13 protein-coding genes and 1 pseudogene are annotated in these 21,620 nt (G+C 48.2%); 10 read left to right on the top strand and 4 right to left on the bottom strand.

The genetic code is table 11. The annotated features are described in order from the left end of the window. Positions 1-8 precede the first annotated feature (8 nt). The 5 genes and pseudogenes from sucC (at position 9) to F4Z13_07025 (ending at position 9,081) form a co-directional block, all read left to right on the top strand. A complete protein-coding gene (gene sucC, locus F4Z13_07045) occupies positions 9-1,175 on the top strand; it encodes an ADP-forming succinate--CoA ligase subunit beta (protein MXZ48981.1) in 1,167 nt (388 codons plus the stop codon). A 238-nt stretch (positions 1,176-1,413) separates the two neighbouring features. Continuing rightward, a pseudogene (locus F4Z13_07040) lies at positions 1,414-4,554 on the top strand (helicase). Beyond that, positions 4,547-6,304, top strand: a complete 1,758-nt coding sequence (locus F4Z13_07035) for a hypothetical protein (GenBank protein ID MXZ48980.1) — start codon at positions 4,547-4,549, stop codon at positions 6,302-6,304. Before F4Z13_07040 ends, F4Z13_07035 begins: the two are co-directional and overlap by 8 nt. Beyond that, a complete protein-coding gene (locus tag F4Z13_07030; GenBank protein ID MXZ48979.1) occupies positions 6,305-7,468 on the top strand; it encodes a hypothetical protein in 1,164 nt (387 codons plus the stop codon). It abuts the gene before it with no gap. After that, positions 7,465-9,081: a hypothetical protein gene (locus F4Z13_07025; protein ID MXZ48978.1), complete on the top strand. Its 1,617-nt coding sequence runs from the start codon at positions 7,465-7,467 to the stop codon at positions 9,079-9,081. Before F4Z13_07030 ends, F4Z13_07025 begins: the two co-directional genes overlap by 4 nt. 370 nt (positions 9,082-9,451) lie before the next feature. On the opposite strand, the gene F4Z13_07020 is transcribed toward F4Z13_07025, so the two are convergent. Both F4Z13_07020 and F4Z13_07015 read right to left on the bottom strand, forming a co-directional pair. Next, the gene (locus tag F4Z13_07020; GenBank protein ID MXZ48977.1) at positions 9,452-11,041 is read right to left on the bottom strand and encodes a hypothetical protein; all 1,590 of its coding nucleotides are present in this window, start codon (positions 11,039-11,041) and stop codon (positions 9,452-9,454) included. Positions 11,042-11,058: 17 nt separating this feature from the next. Continuing rightward, positions 11,059-11,970, bottom strand: coding sequence for a patatin-like phospholipase family protein (locus F4Z13_07015; protein MXZ48976.1), 912 nt, complete (start codon positions 11,968-11,970; stop codon positions 11,059-11,061). A 140-nt stretch (positions 11,971-12,110) separates the two neighbouring features. Here F4Z13_07015 and F4Z13_07010 point away from each other — a divergent pair, with 140 nt between their 5' ends. From F4Z13_07010 to F4Z13_06990, 5 genes are all read left to right on the top strand, one after another. Next, on the top strand, positions 12,111-12,431 hold the full coding sequence (locus tag F4Z13_07010; protein ID MXZ48975.1) for a helix-turn-helix transcriptional regulator: 321 nt from the start codon (positions 12,111-12,113) through the stop codon (positions 12,429-12,431). Further along, positions 12,432-13,340 carry an ImmA/IrrE family metallo-endopeptidase gene (locus F4Z13_07005; GenBank protein ID MXZ48974.1) on the top strand — a complete coding sequence of 303 codons (909 nt, stop codon included), beginning with the start codon at positions 12,432-12,434 and terminating at the stop codon, positions 13,338-13,340. Between the two features lie 180 nt (positions 13,341-13,520). Next, the gene (locus F4Z13_07000) at positions 13,521-14,381 is read left to right on the top strand and encodes a sigma-70 family RNA polymerase sigma factor (protein ID MXZ48973.1); all 861 of its coding nucleotides are present in this window, start codon (positions 13,521-13,523) and stop codon (positions 14,379-14,381) included. A gap of 26 nt (positions 14,382-14,407) precedes the next feature. Further along, positions 14,408-16,327: a molecular chaperone DnaK gene (gene dnaK / locus F4Z13_06995; GenBank protein ID MXZ48972.1), complete on the top strand. Its 1,920-nt coding sequence runs from the start codon at positions 14,408-14,410 to the stop codon at positions 16,325-16,327. A 184-nt stretch (positions 16,328-16,511) separates the two neighbouring features. Next, positions 16,512-18,299, top strand: a complete 1,788-nt coding sequence (locus F4Z13_06990; GenBank protein ID MXZ48971.1) for an AAA family ATPase — start codon at positions 16,512-16,514, stop codon at positions 18,297-18,299. A 299-nt stretch (positions 18,300-18,598) separates the two neighbouring features. Here F4Z13_06990 and F4Z13_06985 read toward each other — a convergent pair whose 3' ends face one another. Both F4Z13_06985 and F4Z13_06980 read right to left on the bottom strand, forming a co-directional pair. Continuing rightward, positions 18,599-19,894: a hypothetical protein gene (locus tag F4Z13_06985; protein ID MXZ48970.1), complete on the bottom strand. Its 1,296-nt coding sequence runs from the start codon at positions 19,892-19,894 to the stop codon at positions 18,599-18,601. 95 nt (positions 19,895-19,989) lie between these two features. Continuing rightward, positions 19,990-21,288, bottom strand: a complete 1,299-nt coding sequence (locus tag F4Z13_06980; protein ID MXZ48969.1) for a 26S protease regulatory subunit — start codon at positions 21,286-21,288, stop codon at positions 19,990-19,992. Between the last annotated feature and the right edge of the window lie 332 nt (positions 21,289-21,620).

The raw sequence follows: 21,620 nt of genomic DNA, 5'->3' as shown, positions 1-21,620 counted from the left end.
TTACTGGATTGAACGTACACGAATACCAGGCCAAGAAGCTTCTTTCGGATTTCGGAGTCAGGGTTCCGGGCGGACAGGTGGTTTTCAGCGCGGATGAGGTGTCGGAGGTTCTCGACACCCTTAACTCTGCAAAATACGTGGTAAAAGCCCAGATTCACGCCGGCGGCCGGGGCAAGGGAGGCGGAATAAAGGTAGTTGACAATTCCCACGACGCTATGGAGGCCGCGGATGAGATAATCGGCATGAACCTGGTCACCCACCAGACGGGCCCCGAGGGCAAAACCGTGGGAAGCGTTCTCATCGAGGAAGCCTCAAGCATAGAAAAAGAGTTCTATCTCGGCATGGTTATTGACCGCTCCCGGGAAAAGGTGGTCATTATGGGAAGCCCTGAGGGCGGGGTTGAGATCGAGGAAGTGGCGGCCAAGTCTCCCGAGAAGATAATAAAGGAGCACGTCGATATCTCGCTTGGCATCCAGCCTTACCAGTGCCGGAAAATCGCTTATTTCATGGGTCTTGAGGGCGGTGCCGTGAGGCAGGCCGTATCGTTTATTACCTCCCTTTACCGTGTGTTTATCGAGAAGGACTGTTCCCTAGCGGAGATAAACCCGCTTGTTCTTACCTCGGACGGAAATATAGTTGCTCTTGACGCGAAGATTAACTTCGATGACAACGCTCTTTTCCGCCACCGTGACATCGCGGGGTTAAGGGACAGGGACGAAGAGGACCCGCTTGAGCTTGAAGCAAGCGACGCGGGGATAAGCTTTGTCAAGCTCGACGGAAACATCGGGTGTCTGGTTAACGGCGCGGGACTTGCCATGGCGACCATGGACATTATCAAGCACCACGGCGGAGAACCCGCGAACTTCCTTGACGTCGGCGGAGGAGCCACCACTGAGCAGGTTACAAAGGCCTTTAAGATGATCCTGAGCGACGAGAACGTGAAGGCTATATTCGTTAATATTTTCGGCGGCATCATGAAGTGCGACACCATCGCCGATGGTATCGTTGAGGCCGCGGGAGAGGTTGGGATAAATGTTCCTTTAGTGGTCAGGCTTGAAGGAACCAATGTTGAAGCCGGAAGGGAGATTCTTTCAGCTTCTGGTCTTGACATCCAGACCGGAGCCGATATGAAAGAGGCCGCGTCCAAAGTAGTTGAGGCCGCTAAAAGTAGCTGATTTTAGCAAGTTGCAACTACTATTTAATTTGTTTTCTATAGATACTTATCCCGCTTGATAAAACGTACATGCTGTAGGGGGAGGTAGAGGAACTTCGGTGTAGCAGCAGAGACAATTCCCAATACATTATTGTGTATTCCGATGAAAATGGACACTAATCCATCGAAATCCACACTATTCATCGGGCATAATATATGAAGAAGGAAGATGGTTATGGTAAAGTAGTACTGAACCGATCATGCCTTATGTAGAAGCTAGACAAAGACTCGTTTCTTGGGTGCGTCAACAACTTATAGGCCCGGCTACTGAAGGAAAAAACCTGTCAATGTCTCCGTTAGATAGATATCCGACAGGAGTTTTGCATCCCGTGGTGCCCGACCTATCTAGCATTGACCTGGAGCAGGAAGAAACAGTTCCAGCCTTACTTGAAGATCAAGAGGAATTAAAAATTGAAGACGATGAGGAGGAAAGTCGGAAGCTTGCCTGGACAGCACGTAGGCGACGCTTTGCACCACCATCTTCTGTTGGCTTTTCCTTTTATCTTCGAGGCGAAGATAAGCGTCTTTCCATAACTGCTAGTGCTTCTGTTTATAAAAACAGAAATCTGGAGAAACCAGAACTGGGTTATGAGCGAACCTGCCTCCAAGAGCATACTCTCATTAAATCATTACCGCTCCCAAGAGCGAGCGAGATAATTTGGGATGGGCGCGCGGAAATCAATATTAATGCAAGATCATATGCAGATGGCCTAATTGTGACGGTTTCGCTTTGCAATAGATGTGAACTGAACTCAAGAAATAAGTCCCTTGACCTAATAGAAAAATCATTGTTTGAAGCACATATTGAGTGTTCTATAGAAAGCGGTGAACTGATTGAATATCCACGCGTTGATGCAAGTTTGCTTAACGAAGAAGAGCAGGAACTTGAACTTCAGTATAAGAAAAAGCGGATTTACGCTATAGGGCATGGAGCGGCTGTGGATTGGGAGGTGTGCCTCGGCAATCGGGATAAGCCACGGATCTGGTCCGAATTCATGCCGATTACCGAGGTTCCCGCAGTAACGGTCAATACAGGGGGTGAAGATTCGGTTCTTGAAATCGCATCTCTCGCCGATAAGCCAATGTATAAAGAGCTCGAGCGTTTTGTAGATGGGTATTCCGACTGGATTGACGAACAGCAACAAATCGCCATTGATTCCAAGACGTTAAGTGCTAGCGAGCAGGCTACGGCAAAGCGTATCTGTGACAGGATGGTCACGGCGTTGGAACGGATGCGAAGATGCGTTGAAACGCTTCGAACTGATCGACTCGCAAGTGAGTCCTTTCAGTTAGCGAATCAGGCAATGCTTGACCAGATGCGCCAAGCCGACCTTATTAAAGGCAAGAAGATTGAACTGAGGTGCTATCGCTGGCGCCCTTTCCAGCTAGCTTTCTTGCTTACGGTTATGGTGTCTGTAATCCACGAAGACGATGATTATCGAGACATACTTGATCTAATATGGTTTCCTACCGGTGGTGGTAAAACCGAGGCGTATTTGGGACTGGTTGCTTTTCTAATCGTCTGGCGACGCCTGAAATATGATGGGGGTTCAGGTGGGGGAACCGTGGCTTTTATGCGCTACACCTTGCGCCTCCTGACCAAACAACAGTTTGAACGTGCGGCTCGAATGATATGTGCCCTGGAGTTGATTCGTAGAAAAAATCCTGACAAACTGGGCAAAAACCCGTTTGATATAGGTATATGGGTGGGGAGAAAGGTTGGTCCCAACACATTCAGCCAAGCCAAGGACATAGTAGATGAGATCAAGGCTGGCAAGACCGAGATGCGGCACAAGTTGATATTGGAATCTTGTCCGCGTTGTGGAACACAGTTTGACGCTATGCGTGGTTACCATGCTACGGAAAAAAAGTTTCAATTTCTTTGCGTCAATAATAAATGCGAATTTGGGAAAGATGACGGTTCTTTGCCGTGCAATGTTCTGGACGAATTTCTTTATGAACATCCACCGTCTCTGCTAATTGCAACCGTTGACAAATTCGCGCGTCTTACTTGGGAGGAACGTGCCGGTGCATTTTTCGGTGTTGGCACGAATTTTCGTCCACCGGAATTGGTCATACAAGATGAATTGCATCTTATCACTGGTCCTCTGGGGTCGGTAGCGGGGCTCTATGAAGCGGGGTTTGACACGTTGCTCTTATGCCGTGGCGTTCGCCCCAAATACGTTGCGTCAACTGCGACTACCTGTATGACGCGGGAACAAGTGCGACGCTTGTACGCAAGAAATCTTGAAGTGTTCCCACCGCCTGGTTTGTCCTATGATGATTCTTACTTCGCGCGTGTGGATGAGGAGCGTCCGGGACGTCTCTATATTGGTTATCTGTCCCCTTTTATTGGTCAGCAGCGTTGCTTGGTTCCACTTGCCGCCGCACTACTTGCAGGTCCATGTGTTGTGTTTGACGGAGCCGTCAATCGGGAGAATTTTCTTGAAGCTTGGTGGACTCAGGTCGTTTACCATGGCAGCCTGAAGGCCGTCAGGGACAGCCACAACTCCTTGGTGACAGAGGTGCGGGATTTTGGTCAACTACTTGTCAACGGACTTCAGACCGAGCGATTTCAGCACACGCGTATTGCTCAGATTACGGGAATGCAGACAGCCGAGGAAAACGCCGGAACGTTCCAACGGTTAATGAAATCCAGAGGAGATGCTGATTGTCTTGATGCCGTTCTGGCTACCAATATGATATCAGTTGGCCTTGATGTAACGCGCCTCGCTTTGATGATTGTCAACGGACAACCACTGACCACGGCCGAGTATATACAGGCAACCAGTCGAGTTGGGCGCGCTGAAGTTCCGGGATTGGTTTTCGTGAACTACTACCGGCATCAAGCTCGCAGCCTATCGCACTATGAGAGCTTCCGACCTTACCACGAATCTTTCTACCGCTTCGTGGAACCAAGCAGCGTCACGCCTTATACCTACCAAGTTCGGTCTCGTGCGCTCCACGCAGCTCTAGTCGTCACGCTTTGATATGTCTGTGAAGATCTTCACCACAACACATCAGCGGGGAAGTTTGATCGGGATTCCCCAAAAGTAAGAGCAGTAGTTGAAAAATTCAAGGAGCGTTGCGAGCGAGCCATTTCCGAAACCGGACAATATAGTGATACGGTTGCCCATATAAAGCATCTTGTGGACCAATGGCACGACAAAGCGCAACGTTGTAAAAAAAACCATCGCCAGCTTAATTATCAGACAAGTGACGATGAATGGAACTCCGACCGTTTATTGTACACCCACGGCGATTTACGTACTGGACTGTGGCCGACCATGCACTCAATGAGGAATGTTGAAAATAAGGGGATGCTGAAAATTCATGACTGAAGAATACATTGAAGTTCGTCTCTCGGACCTGTTACGCTACTGCTCCGTAGGTGCCATTGTACGCACTCAGAAGGGAGTCATGGTCGTCAACGATATACGCAGATGGATTTCTCCGGGCCGCAATCTTGAGGATCAGCAAATCCGCCATGTGGATCGCATATGCAAAGCGCTAGGCATTGCTAACATGAGGCTTTGCACACCGCCGCATGTGACAGAACAGGAGGATGACGGGGCGGTAAGTGGATGGATTCCGGCCTCAAGGTTTCCGAAGTGGACACGTTGTCTGAAGTGCGGATTGATGCATTGGGAACCTTGGAAGGAGAAGCGGGGCGACAATGAGTGGTCCTGTGGGGGAACCGAAACAGAAACTGGAGATATCTGCAGTGGTGAATTGGAGCAGGTGCCATGGGTTCTGGTTCACGGAAAAGGCTATCTGACCGATGTTCCTTGGCATGATCTGGTTCACGATAATGCCAGCGATACAAATGAGTGTAACCCGGACTGGGAAGAGCCCTATTTAAAGATGCAAAGGTCCGGAATCGGGATCGGCCAATCCATACTCTGCACTCGTTGCCAATGCCGGTCGGACGAACGGCTGCCGTTGCGGTTTTATTTCCCGCGCAACTGTTGGCAGCAACCATGGATTAACGAGTATCCCGATAGTGCTCTGGAGGAACCCGCTTGGATTCTGCAGATTAACGATGCTCGAATTCACTCCGCATCGAACAATGCGGCACTTGTTATTCCGCCGGAGTCGCGAGTCCGTCAAGGAACCATTACGGATCGCCTGTATAACGACTTAAACAGTCAGGAGAAGATACGGAATGCGAAGAACGAATTAGCACGAAAAAGTGCGGTGAGGCAGGTCGCGGATGACTACGACTGTGAGACTGGCGAAATAGAAAATTCTATCAGGGATATTGACGGAGGTTATCCTCTGTATGGCCAGGAGATTAAAACGGGTGATCTTTTTGCGGACGAATACGAGGTTCTGGTTCGAGAAATCCATGATTTCAAAGAAGACGAGGATTTTGTTACCAAGCACTGGACGCGGGAGTGGAAAGCGCTTGCTCAGAATCTCGGGTCAGGTGTTCCGCGCCGTGTGGTGAACATTGTCTCAAATCTGGTTGCCGTCAACAAGCTGAAGGAAATCATGGTTCTCAAGGGGTTCCGGCGCGCTGGGGGTAGGGAACTAGTACCACCGGATATCGTAGGCGAGAGTCGCTGGCTTCCAGCACTGGAACTTTACGGAGAAGGAATTTTTGTTACCCTTGATGAAGCGATACTGCAACGCTGGGAAAGTGTCAGCAAGGTTCTGTGGGAGAGAGCGGATACTTTTTCAAAGCGATTCGCAAAAAAGGAATTCTCTTTCGAATTTGAGATTAATCCTTCGCCACGTTTTCTACTGTGCCACACGCTTGCTCATCTCATGATCAGGCAACTTGACGCAGTTGCGGACGAGGAAGGTTCCCTGGGTGGCTTGATGGAGATGGCGAAGCCCGAGCGGTTTCTCCGTTTGCTGACCAGCGTGTTTGAGACTGCGACTTGGTGTTCTTTGGATCCGGTATGCTCAGAGCAAGACGGACAAGGGCCCGATTTGCTGAATCGTGCCGCTTGTCACGCTTGTGCGCTTGTGCCGGAACCGAGTTGCTCTTATGGTAATATCCTTTTGGATAGAACATTTATTAATGGTTGTGCCTCGCAATTCCCTGGACTCCTTGACTGTGTGGACGGAGGATTAGAGGATTAACTGGTGCCAAAACGAAAATTTGAGTTGCCGGGTATTCAAGACCTCAGCAAGGAACAGGAGGAGGCTCGCGCCTTACCCAAAGAGGGTCAGCATTTGATCGTTGGTGGACCTGGGACTGGAAAATCGGTGCTAGCTCTGATTCGCGCGAGACGCTATTTCCGAGAAAAGGAAGACTATTTGTTTCTGGTCTATAATCGTCTTCTGGACACAGCTAGCGGACAATTGTTCGGAGGTTTGGCTAGTCAAACTTATATCGGATGGTTCCTTAAAGAATTTCCGAAAATCACGGGTAAGTCTGTTCCTCGGCTCAACAGCGATAGTGAGTGGAAACCTATTGACTGGCCGGGTGTCGAAAAGATTGTCGAAGCATTACCCGAAATAGAAAATAAGCAGAGATTTCTCATAATTGACGAGGGGCAGGATATGCCCCAAGAATTTTACAACGCCCTTGTGAATCTTGGTTTTAATCGATTTTTTGTCGTTGCCGACCAGAATCAGCAGATCGGAGAAAGGAACAGTAGCCGAAGGGCTATAGAGAATTGCTTGGCTATTGATGCGGATGAAGTGATTGAACTCAAGCAGAATTACCGCAATCATTACCAAGTGGCAAAACTGGCGCGGAAATTTTACACCGGGGACCCGGCAAGCCCGCCCCCTGAACTTCCCGAACCTGCCAGAGGGCGCGTTCCAATGCTTTACCGTTACAATGGAAGCGATCTCAACAAGGTCGTGCGACATATCCTGCTTCTGAGCGACCGAGATCCGAGGCAGCTTATCGGAATTATCACACCAAACAACGCAATCCGAAAACGCTACCTGGATGCTCTTCAGTCATTGCAAGTTCCATTGGACAATCCTCGACCTGCAATAAGGACTTACTATGCTAATATGAAGAGAGTCGGGGTCGCTTTTAACGAGGGCGGTATCTTGGTCATTAACGCACAATCGTGCAAGGGGCTTGAGTTTGATGTGGCGATTCTTGCGGATATTGATGAGCACCGTTTCCAGAAGCAAAACCCGGATGCCGCACGGCGCCTTTTCTACGTAATGGTTGCCCGAGCGAGAGATCAGGTATTTATGTTTATGAAGCGCAATGGGCGTCAGGATATTGAAGAAATTTTGCCCGAGGACAATAATGTGTTACGGCGAGAGGAATTAAAATGACAGAAGAACTTCCACTTTTGAAAAGCGGGAAAACTGCCGGAGATGCGCCAACCCGGACTAAAACTCCCGATTCGTGGCTTTTCGTCACGAATCATCTGAACATGATGTATATGCTCTCAACGGGACTCGTGATGCCTCCGCACGGATTCGCTGACAAATACTACGAAGATACTCTTAGCAGCTTTCCGGGTTGGATTCCTTTGTTTATTGACCAAGTACCGTGGGAGACGATTGAATTATCTACGAGAGAAGCAAAGTATTTAAAGCCGACCGTTATTGATTTTGACCTGTCCAAACTCTCGGGACAATTAATATTTCTCGGTAAAGATAATATCCGGGAAGCTCGCTTCCCGGATCAGTTAGATGGGAACGATTATGCAATTCTGGTTCCCGCACCATTGCCTATGTCTTGGATCAAAACGGTTGTTTTTGAATCGGATGAGGATATAAAAGCATGCAACGAGGGAGCCAAAGACTTTGACAATGTGCCTCTTGAGGATGTCAGGTGCGGATCAAAAAGAAAAGCTCTTTTTACTGCTAAGTCATCTACCGTCTCTTGGCCTCCAAAGGAAGGACCTACAGAGCGCTATGTTCCGCTGCAAGAGCCACTCGCTGCGGGGGGCATCATGGCAATGACTCTTCTTGTTGCCAACATGGGTGACGTAGCGGTTCGTACATGTCGGTATGCTTTTGACCCAGACGATTCTACGAAGGAACAAGCAGGCGGCCATCCTATATTTTCAGGACTCCAGACTTGGATGCGTACTGGGGTCGCATCGTTGCCACCGGAAGTAGAGAAAAATCGCGTGAAAGACAGAGATGTTTTTCAGACATGGTTTTTTTGGAAAGCTGTTGAAGGACTGGTGGAGTGGAGAAAAACCGGACAAGCTGGTGGAAGCACTGGAGCTGAAGACATATTGATTAACAATCTTGAAGAGGTTTCCGCGGAACTTAGACCACAACTACGCAAAGGCATAAAGAAGCTTCAAGATACCCTTACATCCCTTAGGGGGTTGGCTGATGCAACGATCAGCGAATTGTTTGAACGTCATAACGCACCTCTAGCTCGCGCTATGACGTTGTTCTTTCTGCGTGAGAAATGTGCGGACCTTCTCAATATCAGCAATGACAAGCTAGATGAACCTGATTGGCTGGCGGCTGCGATCTTATTTGGTGTCCGTGACGGGTGGCAAAAACTTTCTCTGGGGTTACGGTCTCATCCCAGACTTCGGTCGGCGGTTTCCCATCGTATGGCTCAGATGTCTCATAGGATTGCCGGAACAGATATTGACCTTGGTAAATCTCCCGACAGGATTCGCCCCTTGCTTGAGTTGCTCGGTGATGGGTCAACTTGGAAATCCAGTGAGAAAAAAGCGGCCCTCACTCTCGCTCGAGAGTTAAAATGGGACTGTATCCACACACGCATTAGCCTAGACCAAGGTGAATATGGAATTACAGTTCAGGAAAATTCTGTAAATATTGATTTGAGAGGCGAACCCAAAATAAATTCTGAAGTCGAACTGAACCAATTTTTAAACTATCTATCCAAGGCGTGTATGGATCCCGAAGTTGAAGCAAATATCCGCAAAGCATTTGGCAAAACGCTTGAGTGACCGCCACGCAGAAACAGTATTGAAGGAGACTTTTTACAGATGGGTAAAACTGTTTTCACTAAAGTTGACTATGATCTGAACCAACTAATCACGGACATTGAATTGGGTGAAATCGACCTTGAAGAGATTGTTGCGTCCGCGGTTGGCCGGGACTGGCTATTCTTCGGGAAATCGGCGGGGCATTCCGTCTGAATCGGGCAACCCGACTGTCAGATTGCCGGAATACGGGCTGCCGCTCTAATTCTGGAAACCTGAACCCCGAAAATCGTTACATAGCAAACTCCTCATTGCTGTAGGCCACTTGTCCCATTTTTAATCGCCATGCCGACCATCGAAGCTATCTAAATTTTGGAATAGGACTCTTAATAAGTCAAAATTGAGAATTGCCTCTGAGTTTCTTTTTCCCTTTTGTCTTTGAGTGACAACAGATTTTAAATTTTAGCCCACTTCCACAAGGGCATGGATCATTTCGCCCTATATCGGAAACATGTTTCAGAAACTCTCGTTTACCTTGTTCTCCATGCGAATATTCTCCACAAGGAGGAGTTTTCCCGAACTTTTCAAAATAAGCTTGCCAAACAAAGTACGGGTATACTTTGTTAATGACAAAGTTGCTTAAGGTTTCCCTTTCATTTATCAAAAAGATCCCTAAGCAGCAACTCTCATCCTCAGGAAATAAATGCAAGTCAACAATCGGGCGGCCGAGTTTCTCCGCTAGCTTTTTAATCCTGCCTCCAACCTCAAAGACTTTTGGTTGTCCGTTGAGGAGTATTTTAATTTCGTAGACATCCTGAATGCAGTTTTTCCCCGAAGAGCAGTTCGTTATTATCCATTTTTTCTTTTTCTTCCTGCCCGAGAGTTCGTACCTTGCACTGAAACTGATCTCTCCCCTTACGGCACCTTTATCGTAATACAAACCGGGAAAACGGCACCGTATTTTCTCCATTTCTGCAGGAGTGTATTCAATCGTGGGTAAGATAGGGGTTTCATGGCTAGCATATGGTTTAGTAGGATATATGGGCGTAAGGCCGCCGGCAGCCGCCCCCGAGCTAGGCTTCTTCTGTAATTTACCGAAATCATCGCCAAACACCTCCCTCCAGAGCTTCACACTCTCGTTGTGGTCTTTCTCTTCAAAGGCTTTGTCAATTTTAGTGTTATATAAATTGAACTTTTCGCGAAAATTCTTGTACTTGGTCTCATCCCAATTTCTATTGAAGTTTTCCCCGGGTAAGACCGGGTTTTCAATGATCGGCATTTGCGGATTATTTTTCAGGAAATCATTAATCCTGTTGGACAGAGTTTTTAACGCCTGTGGCAGATCACTGAACGCTGACGAATCCTCATCAGAAATATAAACATGATTCCCAAGAAGGGTCGTCAGCAGAATCGATTTTATAGAATAGTTGCTCTTGTGGTCACGCAGGAACTTAAGAAGGCGAGTTACCTTTCTCAAGAGATTGTTGCCGGTAATTCTGTTCTTCTCGGCAAACCATCTTCTGTACCCATCACCGTCCGTCTGTTCGTACTTCTTCTCTACTCTGTTACATACATAGAATTTCCCTTGGTACTCGACGCATGGAACCACGTCGAGGTGAAAATCCCCAGCATAATCGATGGTAACGCATCTGGTGCTTAAGTGAACGATGTCTTTGTAGTTTCCGTTATCCTTAAAAACGTCATATACCTTCCTTACGTAATCCTCCTGAAACTCATCGGGTTTAAAGTCCTCATCCTTTATAAAAATCAGGATGTCGGCATCAAACTCATCGTTCTCCGCAACGGGTTTTATGATGGTTTTATGCGCGTAGGACCCTTGGGGACTGTATTTCCTGTATCCAGCCAGTTTGGATTTAAGCAGATTCGTAACAGCTTCAACCTTCTGATCCAAAGTGTCCAGTCTGGATTGGTTTAGATTGACTTTTTCCTTCAAAAAATCGTCGAAATACTTAACGTGCTTCACTTCAATACCTCCTATAATTATTGTAAAAATTCCTTAATCAACTCCCCGCGATTAGTTACCTCTCGCGAGGCTAAACTCTTTAATGTTGGCAGAACCTTGTAGTCATCAAGGTCCCAGTTCTCAATCTCCGGATTTATTCTTAGAACATTCTCAGGCATGATCAGGCTCAGACAATTCTCAGCGTATTGAGTCTGGCTAAGCATGGCAAAATTCACGATTTTTTCTTTTTTCCAGCCCGTTACCAACCCCCACATATACGAGGGGAGATAGAACTGTCTGGTGTTTCCAGTTCCTATAGACAGTATTCTCGTGTTCGCCGGAGCCTTGTTGAAATTCCTTACTGCGTCAACATATCCAACAAGCGCCGGATTATTCGCCCACAGCCCACCATCGCAGACAAGGTCCCCCGAAATCTCCACGGGGTCGAAATAGACCGGTGCCGAACATGACGCTAAAACAGCTTTGTAAAGGGGCACATCCCCATCACGGGAATAGTCGCCACCACGCCTCTCCTCTTGGTAGGAAGACTTGAAAACATGCACCTTCCCGGTGCTGACATTCGTGGCGTTAATTATCAAGGGCGTTTTTATGTCGCCTAGAGTAATTTCTCCAAAGCTTTCATGCAGAAGGTTCTCCAGAATTTCGTTGTCATACCTGCTTCTCAAGAAACCACATAGGGGAAACCTCTTTTTGAATATCCGGGGAGCATGACACTCGTAGTCTTGGACGAGTTTCGATAAGTTATATCTCGTCGCGACGGCAGCAGCAACGATACTTCCCGTACTTGTACCTACGAGAAGGTCGAAGGTATTATAGGTGTTGATGCCCAGTTTATCGTTCATTAGGTCGAGAACTCGAGCCGAGAAAATTCCTCTGATTCCACCCCCGTCAAGGGACAATATTCTGAAGAATCTGGTTTTCTGTTCCATGGGTATCTATTATACCTATTTTCTATTTCTTTTCAAGCAATGAATGTTCGATACTCCGAACTTATTATTCCCTATTGAATTTCTGAAGTCAAGTAATTAAAATACTTCTATAGTGAACTGCCAAAAAACTGGAAAAATCTATGTCAAGTACTCTAGGCGCTAAGATTCAAAAGATCAGAAAACAGAAGGGCTTAACCCTTGAGGAACTTGCTAAACGAACAGATTCCAGCAAAAGCTATATCTGGGAGCTTGAGAACAGAAACCTTCCACGACCATCCGCTACGAAAATAGCCAGGATCGCCAAGGAACTTGAGGTGGAAATAGAATATCTGCTGGACAATGAGGCAGCCGTCAGCGAAGAGGAGGCGGTTGACGCCAAATTTTATCGACAATATAAAAAAATGCCCCCTGAAACCCGTAAGAAAATTCGAGATATAGCAAAATTGATTGGGAAAAAATAAATGACCAAAGAACTGTCTCCTGAGCGCTGGGCTACCGATCTTACCCTAATACTCAATGCTACTTATAAAGCCGACCGGTTTCCGGTGAAAGTAAAACAACTTGCGCTTGACTTTTCCCAGCATAAGTTTCCCGGCGATCCAATCACAGATGTACTAGACGGTTCCCTACGTGGCTTCGAAGGTGCGTTGCATCCCGCGCAGAATGGTAAAAAGGGCTGGGGGATTATCTATAACAACGCCATAAGTTCATCAGGCAGAATAAATTTTACTATAGCGCATGAATTCGGTCATTACCTTCTACACAGGTTGAAGTATCCGGGGGGTATCCAGTGTACGGAAGAAGACATGGCGATATGGGACTCCAACTATAACCAAATCGAAAGCCAAGCCAACAGTTTCGCGGCAAATTTGCTTATGCCCCTTGATGACTTCAGAAAACAAATTGGACCGCGCATAAAACCCGATCTGAGAATGATTGGAATATGTTCCGATCGATATCAAACTTCCCTGACAGCTTCAATATTGCGCTGGTTACATTATACTGAGCGGCGGTCTATTCTTGTCGTCTCAAGAGATGAGTTCATTCTGTGGTCGAGGTCGAGCGGACCTGCGTTTAAAACCGGTGCGTTTTTCAAGACAGTAGACATGCCGCCCATTCAAATCCCTGATAAATCACTTGCCGCTCAGAGAAAAGTTGCCGAAAAGAACAATGGAGTCCTTGAGATTGATGCTGGAGTATGGCTTAAAGAGCCTTGTGAAGAAATGGTTCTCTTTGCGGATCGGTATAATTTCACAATCTCACTCCTGCATCTGGACGAAGCGACTTCGGGTTTCGAGTCAAACAAAGAAAATGAACCAGACGCTTACGATAAAATAGCGTATCGCACACTTGGATCATCCTCTGTATAATAAAACTCCTTTCGCTTTAATCTGAAAATAATCATTGGGACAATAGAGGCAATTATCTGAACAGGTTAGAATCAATACTTAAATTATTTTCTATTGTTTTTTCCCTTCTCTTTTATTTTGCTCTGAAACCTTGACATGCCCCTTTTGATGATTAGTTTGAGAAGTGGAGGTACATGCTAGATGCAAACGGCAGTTGCAACGTGCGATTCTCTTTCGGTTTTCATGCGGGAGATGGAAAAACATCCACTTCTCTCAAAAGAGGAAGAGTACGCGCTTTCGGTCAGATATTACGAAAACGAAGATCTTGAAGCGGCCAACAAGCTTGTGGTGTCAAACCTAAGGTTTGTGGTGAGAATCGCTTCTGAATACAAGTCTTACGGTTTTCCAATGATGGACCTTGTTCAGGAAGGTTCAATAGGACTGATGCGCGCCGTTCAGAAATTCAACCCCTACAAGGGGTACAGGCTCATATCCTACGCGGTGTGGTGGATCAGGGTAAGGATCCAGAACCATATAATGAAGTTCTGGAGCAACGTGAAGATCGGAACAACGCAGTCCCAGAGAAAGCTTTTCCAGAGAATAGAAGGGGCGAAGCGCAAACTCGGGATAACCGCTGTTAGCATGGAAGATGACGACATAAGCCGCCTGGCGGACCATTTCGGCGTCAAGGAAGAGGAAATCTCCGAGATGCAGGTCCGTGCTTCCAAAAGAGATCTTTCCCTCTCGGAGCGTCCCGCAGGAGATGACTCCTCGGCCACTTACGGTGAGTTGCTCCCTGATCCGTCGGATAATCAAGAGCAGGTGCTCGGCGAACTCGGGTTCGACAGCCTTGCCAGGGAGAATCTGCGCGAAGCTCTCGAGATGCTCTCAGAGAGGCAGAAAAAGGTGATAAACGAGAGGTATTTCAGTGAACCTCCAAGAAAACTCCATGAAATAGCCCGTGACCTCGGGATTTCCCAGGAGAGGGTAAGGCAGATACAGGCCGAATCCATAGGGAAACTCAGGGGATACATGGCCGAGAAACTTGAAATTCATCCCTAATAAGAAGAAAACCCAGGAGGAATTAAATGGCTTCTAAGATAATAGGAATAGACCTTGGAACAACCAATTCATGCGTAGCCATCGTTGAGGGCGGCGAGCCGAAAGTGATAATCAACGAGGAAGGCACGAGAACGACCCCTTCGGTGGTCGCGTTTCTAAAGGACGGAGAAGAGGTTCTGGTCGGCGGACCGGCGAAGCGCCAGGCCGTGGCCAATCCCGAGAACACCGTCTACTCCACGAAAAGGCTTATGGGCAGAAGGTTCGAGGAGATATCGAGCGAAGCTGACAGCCTTGCCTACAAGGTAGTAAAATCAGGCAAATCGGACGCCTGGGTCGAGGTAGAGGGAAAAGAGTACTCTCCCCCGCAGGTCTCAGCGCACGTGCTCATGAAGCTTAAGAAGGCTGCAGAGGATTACCTGGGTTCCGAAGTCACTGAAGCCGTTATCACTGTTCCAGCTTATTTTAACGACAGCCAGCGCCAGGCTACGAAAGACGCCGGAAAGATAGCCGGTCTTGACGTAAAGCGCATAATAAACGAGCCGACCGCGGCAGCTTTGGCCTACGGTTTTGACAAGAAAAAAGAGGGTATGATTGTTGTTTACGACCTTGGGGGCGGAACTTTCGACGTGTCGGTGCTTGAAGTCGGAAACAACGTCATAGAGGTAAAGTCTACAAACGGCGACACTCATCTCGGCGGAGACGATTTTGACAAGAGGGTCATCGATTACATTATCTCCGAGTTCAAAAAGGATTCCGGTATAGACCTCGGGGCGGACAAGATGGCCGTGCAGAGGTTAAGAGAAGCCGCCGAGAAGGCCAAGATCGAGCTTTCAAACACCGTCGAGACGGAAGTAAACCTGCCGTTTATAACGGCCGACGCGAGCGGTCCCAAGCACCTTGTGCTGAAGATAACGCGCTCAAAGTTCGAGCAGCTGATCGAGGATCTCATAAAAGGCACCTTAAAGCCCTGCGAGCAGGCCCTTAAGGACGCCGGGCTTCGCCCGGGCGAAATAGCAGAGGTAATACTGGTCGGCGGATCGACCAGGATCCCGCTTGTACAAAAGGTCGTTACAGACTTTTTCGGAAAGGACCCTAGCAGGGGGATAAACCCCGACGAGGTGGTTGCCATGGGGGCTGCCATACAGGCGGGCGTGCTGGGGGGGGACGTGACAGATATGCTCCTTCTCGACGTGGTACCGCTCTCACTGGGCATAGAAACCCTCGGAGGGGTCATGACCACCATTATCGAAAGAAACACGACCATTCCCACCAAGAAAAGCCAGATCTTCACCACGGCGGAGGACAACCAGAACTCGGTTGAGATCCATGTGCTGCAGGGAGAGCGGCAGATGGCTGCCGATAACAGGACGCTTGCGAGGTTCATTCTGTCGGGCATTCCCGCTGCGGCTAGGGGCATTCCTCAGATAGAAGTCACTTTCGACACCGACGCTGACGGAATACTCCACGTATCCGCGAAGGACAATGCGACCCAGAAGGAGCAGAAAGTGAAAGTTGAGGCTTCAAGCGGGCTCAGCAGCGACGAGATCGACTCCATGGTAGAGGAAGCCGAGAAGATGTCCGAGAAGGACAAGGAAAAAAGCGAGCAGGTTCAAAAGAGAAACCAGCTTGACGAGCTTGTCTACAGGACCGACAAGAGTTTCCAGGAACTCGGCGATGGCCTCTCTGAGGATGAGAAAAAAGAGCTTGAGCAGGCACTTGAGGAAGGAAGGGAAGCCCTTAAATCGGATGACTTGGGTAAAATTGATCTCGCTACGGAAAAAATAACCGCTGTCTCTCACAAGCTTGCGGAACTGATGTACAAGAAGCAGCAGGAAGAAGCCTCTGCGGGTGCCGGGGAGGGTGGGACTGAGGATCAAGCCCCCGAGCAGGGAAATTCCACTTCGGGCGACGACGTTATAGACGCCGAATTTACCGAGCAGAAGTAGTCGTTGGGAAGAGCTTGGAAGAGAACCCCAGAAACTGTACTTAGTAATTACGCTGAGATAAGTTCCTCTGAGTTTTCAGTTTTCAGTGAAAGGTGATAGTCGCCGATTCCTTCAAAAAGTTGTTTGCCCATGTGAATAAGTTAGTTTTTCCCTATATCTTAGCGCGGCAAAAAAGGGTTTTTACATGGTTGAAACAGACACCTTCGATAGATTCACCCGTATCGAATTCAAGCGATTTAAAGCCTTTAGGACTTTCAGAATCGACCTGAAGCATTTTAACATACTGGTCGGTCCGAATAACTGTGGCAAATCGACCGTGCTCACGGCATTTCGTATTCTGGCTTCCGCTATGCGTATCGCTAACGCGCGAAAGCCGATGCATAGTGGTGAACTGGGTTTCGGTTATACGGTTGATTTGTCAGACATTTCCATAGCGGAAGAAAACATCTTCTTCAATTATGAGGACGAGCAGGGCGCCGAAATAAAATTCACTCTGTCAAACGGAAATACTTTGACGCTTCATTTTCTGGCGCCGGGTTCCTGCGTACTCACACTGGACACTCCAAGAGGTTCTCCAAGGACTCCGTCAAGCGTAAAGAGGGAATTTAAATGCAGGATTGGTTTCGTGCCGATTCTCGGACCGGTGGAACACCATGAACCTTTGTATCAGATGGAGGCAGCGCGCCGGGCGTTGTTTAACTACAGGGCCGCACGGAATTTTCGCAATATCTGGCATTATTACCCCGAACAGTTTGAAAAATTTCGCAAGGTTTTGGCCGAGACATGGCCTGGGATGGATATTCAGAGACCCGATGTTGATATGACACATAAACCGACGCGACTACACATGTTCTGCCTTGAAGATCGGGTTATGCGGGAGTTGTTTTGGTCGGGCTTCGGGTTTCAGGTCTGGTGTCAGATGTTAACGCATTTGATACAATCAGCTGATTCATCGCTGTTCTTGATTGATGAACCCGACATTTATTTGCACTCGGAGTTGCAACGTCAGTTGCTCTTACTCCTGCGCGACCTAGGTCCAGATATTCTGATCGCGACTCACTCGACGGAAATAATCGCCGAGGCCGAAACCACAGATATCGTTTTTATCGACAAACGCTTAAGTTCCGCTCGTCGATTGAAAAACCCGTCTCAACTGGTTGAAGTGTTTGCGGCATTAGGCTCGACTACCAACCCGACCCTTACGCAATTGGCGAAAACGCGGAAAGCCGTTTTCGTGGAGGGCAAGGACTTCCATATTCTCGGTGCGTTCGCGCGAAAATTAAAAAAAGAAAGTGTAAGCAATCGACACGGCTTCGCAGTAGTTCCGGTTGGTGGTTTTAATCCGGACCGCATTAGGTCTCTAAAGGAGGGTATGGAAACTACCTTGGAAAGCGGTATCCTTGCCGCCGCTATACTTGATCGGGATTACCGGTCGGATGAGGAGTGCGAGGAAATAGAAAACAAGTGCCGGGATTTTTGTGAGTATGTGGAGATTCTTGACCGTAAGGAAATCGAGAATTTTGTGCTGGTGCCATCCGCTATAGACCGGGCGGCAAGAAGAAGGATCTCGGATCAGGTGCGGCGAACGAGAAAGGAGATTGAATATGTGTCCGAGGCGGCGGTGATGTTAGACGAGTTTGCGGCGGATAAAAAAAGTTCAGTGGAAGCTCAATTTCTGTCTCACCATAGAAGATTTGCTCGCTCTCGAGGGACTAAAGTTGATGATGCACGGATAGATGTCGAAAGTTTGGAAAAATTCGAGGGGTTGTGGAGTGATCCGGTCGAACGTTACAAGCTTATCCCAGGCAAAGAGGCGATTAGTACCGTTAATGAATACTTGCAGGGTAGTTATGGTGTCAGCGTCACTCCGGCCGCAATTATTGACGCCATGCACGTTGATGAGATTCCCTCGGAAATGCGAGAACTCATAGAAGAACTGGTTTTGTTTGCTTCTTTGCGAAAGAGCGGGTAATCGATACCCTCTATAGCCTAAAGATTGGAACTTATATACATAACTAGACAAATAGCATAACTAGCTAAACGACACTCTCCTTGGTGTTTTTTGTATAATAGATTACAGCATCAAGATTGAACCTGAGCACCAACATGGCCAATCCCGATATCCCTCTCCTATAAGAGAGTAATTCACAGTATGCGCTATGTGCGCCCCCGTTAACTTAGCGCTCCGCAACCTCTTCACCCCTCTATGCTGTTTCTACGGAGCATTCTTGCACCGCTGCCTACACTGGATACTCATATCTCACCGCACGATTACCAATAGATCGCTATGATTTCGGTGTCTAGGAACCTTTCATGGCCACTAGGAACCGGCGCAGCATCGTATTCTCTGCCGCTCGACGCCTGAGGAACCCGCACACCCGCGAGGCCGACATTGCGCGTGGCAGCATCCCTGATCTCGTAAGCAACTTCGCCCGATATCTTTACTCCTAATGCCTTTTCGACCCGTTGCATCACTTTGTAAAACACGTCTCGTCGTCCATCTACACTGCTCAGCCAGTCACGTTCGGGCGAGATCCCTTGAATCATGTCGTCAATCATGTCAGGGTTGAGGGTGCTACCTTGGTGGGTTAAGAGTAATTCGGCGTACGCTTTGATCATGTCCGTAGCTGAATGCTCGTCTTCGCCTATCGATGTTGTTGAAGCGTCGGCTGTAGCAGTCATGGCTCGGCTTGCTATTTCGCTGAATTCTCTAATCAATTCATCAAATTGTGGGACAATCCCCGCAAGAACACCCGCTACCTTGACTGGATGCCACTTCTCCACCAAACCGCTTATTGCGAGCCGACAGAAAACAGTGTACTGAGCCTGAGAGAATAGTACGCGTCTAATATCCTTCCAAAACAAATCATGCTGAGCAACACCGACCACAAACGCAGGGTAGGTTTTGGGCTGGGTGGCGGGTGGTATCTGTTCAAGAAGCAATCGGTGCACTAAGATATCACGATCACCAATTTTGGCTGACTTGTAATCTACAAGGCGTCCTCGGATAGGAACGAGGCCAACGAGCAAACTCTCCAGTAACTGCGCCATCGAACGCATCTGAGGCAGTTGGGCGGAAATCTCATTCCCGAACAGATGCTCGTTGTCCTCCATGAGTTCTTGAAGAGTTGTAATGATTGAAGCCATGCGAAAAATCGGATCAGCTTCCAGATCTACTTCCACTTCTAAGAGTTCGCCTCGACATAGGGTGCTCGGATCGATAAGCCAAGCATCTTTGACAGATAGATCGAGTCTCTTCTCAAGATCGTCGACTGTATGAACTGTGGGCACACAATCGGCGTCAGGCGGACTCAACGCGAGCGAATACTGTTCAATATCGTACAGTTCTTTGAAGCTCGTCTGAATGATCGCCTTGCGCAGCACCTGAGAACTCTGAACATGGCTACTCTGCCGCTTAGAGCCCAGCTTTGCCTTCGTCGCATTAAACCCAACGCTAAGTGAACCCTCGACATCTGTGTTCAGAGAGGCCGTCTGGCTCTCAGTGAATTCGGCGGCGATTCCATCCTTTCGTGAGGCTAGGATGCTATAGACAGACACTTCGTCCAAATAGACGAACTCCCGCAACAGCCCGGTGGAGTTCTGCGTGATCCGTCGGGGCTTTGCGCATCGCAGCCAATCTCGTATGCGAGATGCGACACTCATCAATTGCCTCCAGTCCGCCTGACACCTCCCGCCCGATTCCGGTTGCGGGAGACACGCTCGAACCCGCCAATATAGTCCTCTTCATAAATTTGCTTTCGCTGGTCTTGAACGGCCAGTAATGCAGCCTCACTCCAAATCTGTGCTAGTTCTGCTGCCGACCACCCGGCAGACCTCTCTGCGATCATAGCGTGGGGAAGCGGCTCTCTAGTGCAGAGTCGGCGCGCTGTCTTTATCAGGATATCTTTTCTGTCACGCTCGTCCGGGTAGGGAAACTCGATTTCCCAGTCAAAGCGACCCGGCCTTCGAAGGGCGACATCGAGGTCCTGAGGTCGGTTGGTCGCAGCAATAACAATAATGCTAGTGTCGGAAGCGAACCCGTCCATGAGCGTAAGCAATTGAGCGACAACGCGTTTTGATGCCTCATGTGATTCGTCTCCACGCTGAGCGGCTATACTATCGATCTCGTCAAAGAAGATGATCGCTTTCTTCTCTTCCCCCGCCTTTTCAAACAGTTTCCTGAGCAACTCCTCGCTCTGCCCATACCACTTGCTGAATATCACTGGGCCAGAAATCTCGTAGAAAGTTGCCTCAGATTGCGAGGCAATTATACGAGCCAACATCGTCTTCCCGGTGCCTGGCTCCCCGGTGAAAAGTACACCCTTAATCGGACGTGCTCCAATCGCCGACAGAGATTTGCTGTTCGCTAGTGGTACCTCAATCAATTCCCGCGCCCTAGCCACAACCCTTGGGAGACCTCCGAAATCATCAAATCCGAGGTCGGACTCATTGGGATGTTCTGAGCGGAACTGATCAATAACCGAATCATCCACCTCCGGCAAATCAATGTACTTGATCGGTGTCTCGGAAAGTACCCTAGTGACTCCCTGCACATCCCCGGCCTGAACTGTGTTTCCGATATCGTAACTAGGCGTGGTTACTGTCGGGACCACCCGAAACCTTCCGCCTGAATCGATTACCGTGATGTCTGAAAGCTTAATCTTCACGATTCCGACCCACAGTGCATCAGGCCAAGCGCTATTAGGCGCTTTTTCAATTTTCAAGCCGGAGTTATCCGTATTATCAGCTATGAGTAGAACTTCACCGATGGAATATTCTTGGTCTGCATTGCGAAAGGAGCCTGTGTTACCATTGCGGAGGTCAAAATAAACACGGGAACCGTCTTCACTAATTGCCGTGATCTTTACAAGGTATCCTGTCGACCCAAACTCGATGCTTATCTCTTTTACACTTCGCCTATATTCTTCTAATAGAAAAGCCGTTGCTTGTGGTATAAGTATGAGTGATCACAATACGTTATAACACAGGAGAACAACGGCCTTATAAGCACACAGTGTAGCATAAACCAACTCGAATTCCTACCCTTTAAAGACCTTCAAATCACTTCTAACAACTCCAAAACCCTAAGAACGTACAAAATTGTTGCTCAGTTTGACGCAGACAAAACCTGCTTGCGACTGCCGAGGAAAACCTTGGATCCCAAAAGTTCCGTAGGAGGAGATGCAGATCTCCTTGCATACTCCGGGGGTGACTAGGCGACGCCTCAAATTTCTTTTCTGAGCATTTTTATTCTTTTTTCCTAAAGCTTTTTTAGAGTGTTTTAGATAGAAGA

The organism is Candidatus Dadabacteria bacterium (assembly GCA_009837205.1).
Taxonomy (GTDB): domain Bacteria; phylum Desulfobacterota_D; class UBA1144; order Nemesobacterales; family Nemesobacteraceae; genus Nemesobacter.
Note: the sequence above shows the minus strand (reverse complement) of the source record. Positions and strands in the feature narration are given on the sequence as shown.

Coding starts and splice junctions, on each gene's coding strand:
- F4Z13_07015 (MXZ48976.1), bottom strand. CDS start 11,970: ATGGAACAGAAAACCAGATTCTTCAGAATATTGTCCCTTGACGGGGGT.
- F4Z13_07025 (MXZ48978.1), top strand. CDS start 7,465: ATGACAGAAGAACTTCCACTTTTGAAAAGCGGGAAAACTGCCGGAGAT.
- F4Z13_06990 (MXZ48971.1), top strand. CDS start 16,512: ATGGTTGAAACAGACACCTTCGATAGATTCACCCGTATCGAATTCAAG.
- F4Z13_07000 (MXZ48973.1), top strand. CDS start 13,521: ATGCAAACGGCAGTTGCAACGTGCGATTCTCTTTCGGTTTTCATGCGG.
- F4Z13_07010 (MXZ48975.1), top strand. CDS start 12,111: ATGTCAAGTACTCTAGGCGCTAAGATTCAAAAGATCAGAAAACAGAAG.
- F4Z13_07035 (MXZ48980.1), top strand. CDS start 4,547: ATGACTGAAGAATACATTGAAGTTCGTCTCTCGGACCTGTTACGCTAC.
- dnaK (MXZ48972.1), top strand. CDS start 14,408: ATGGCTTCTAAGATAATAGGAATAGACCTTGGAACAACCAATTCATGC.
- F4Z13_07005 (MXZ48974.1), top strand. CDS start 12,432: ATGACCAAAGAACTGTCTCCTGAGCGCTGGGCTACCGATCTTACCCTA.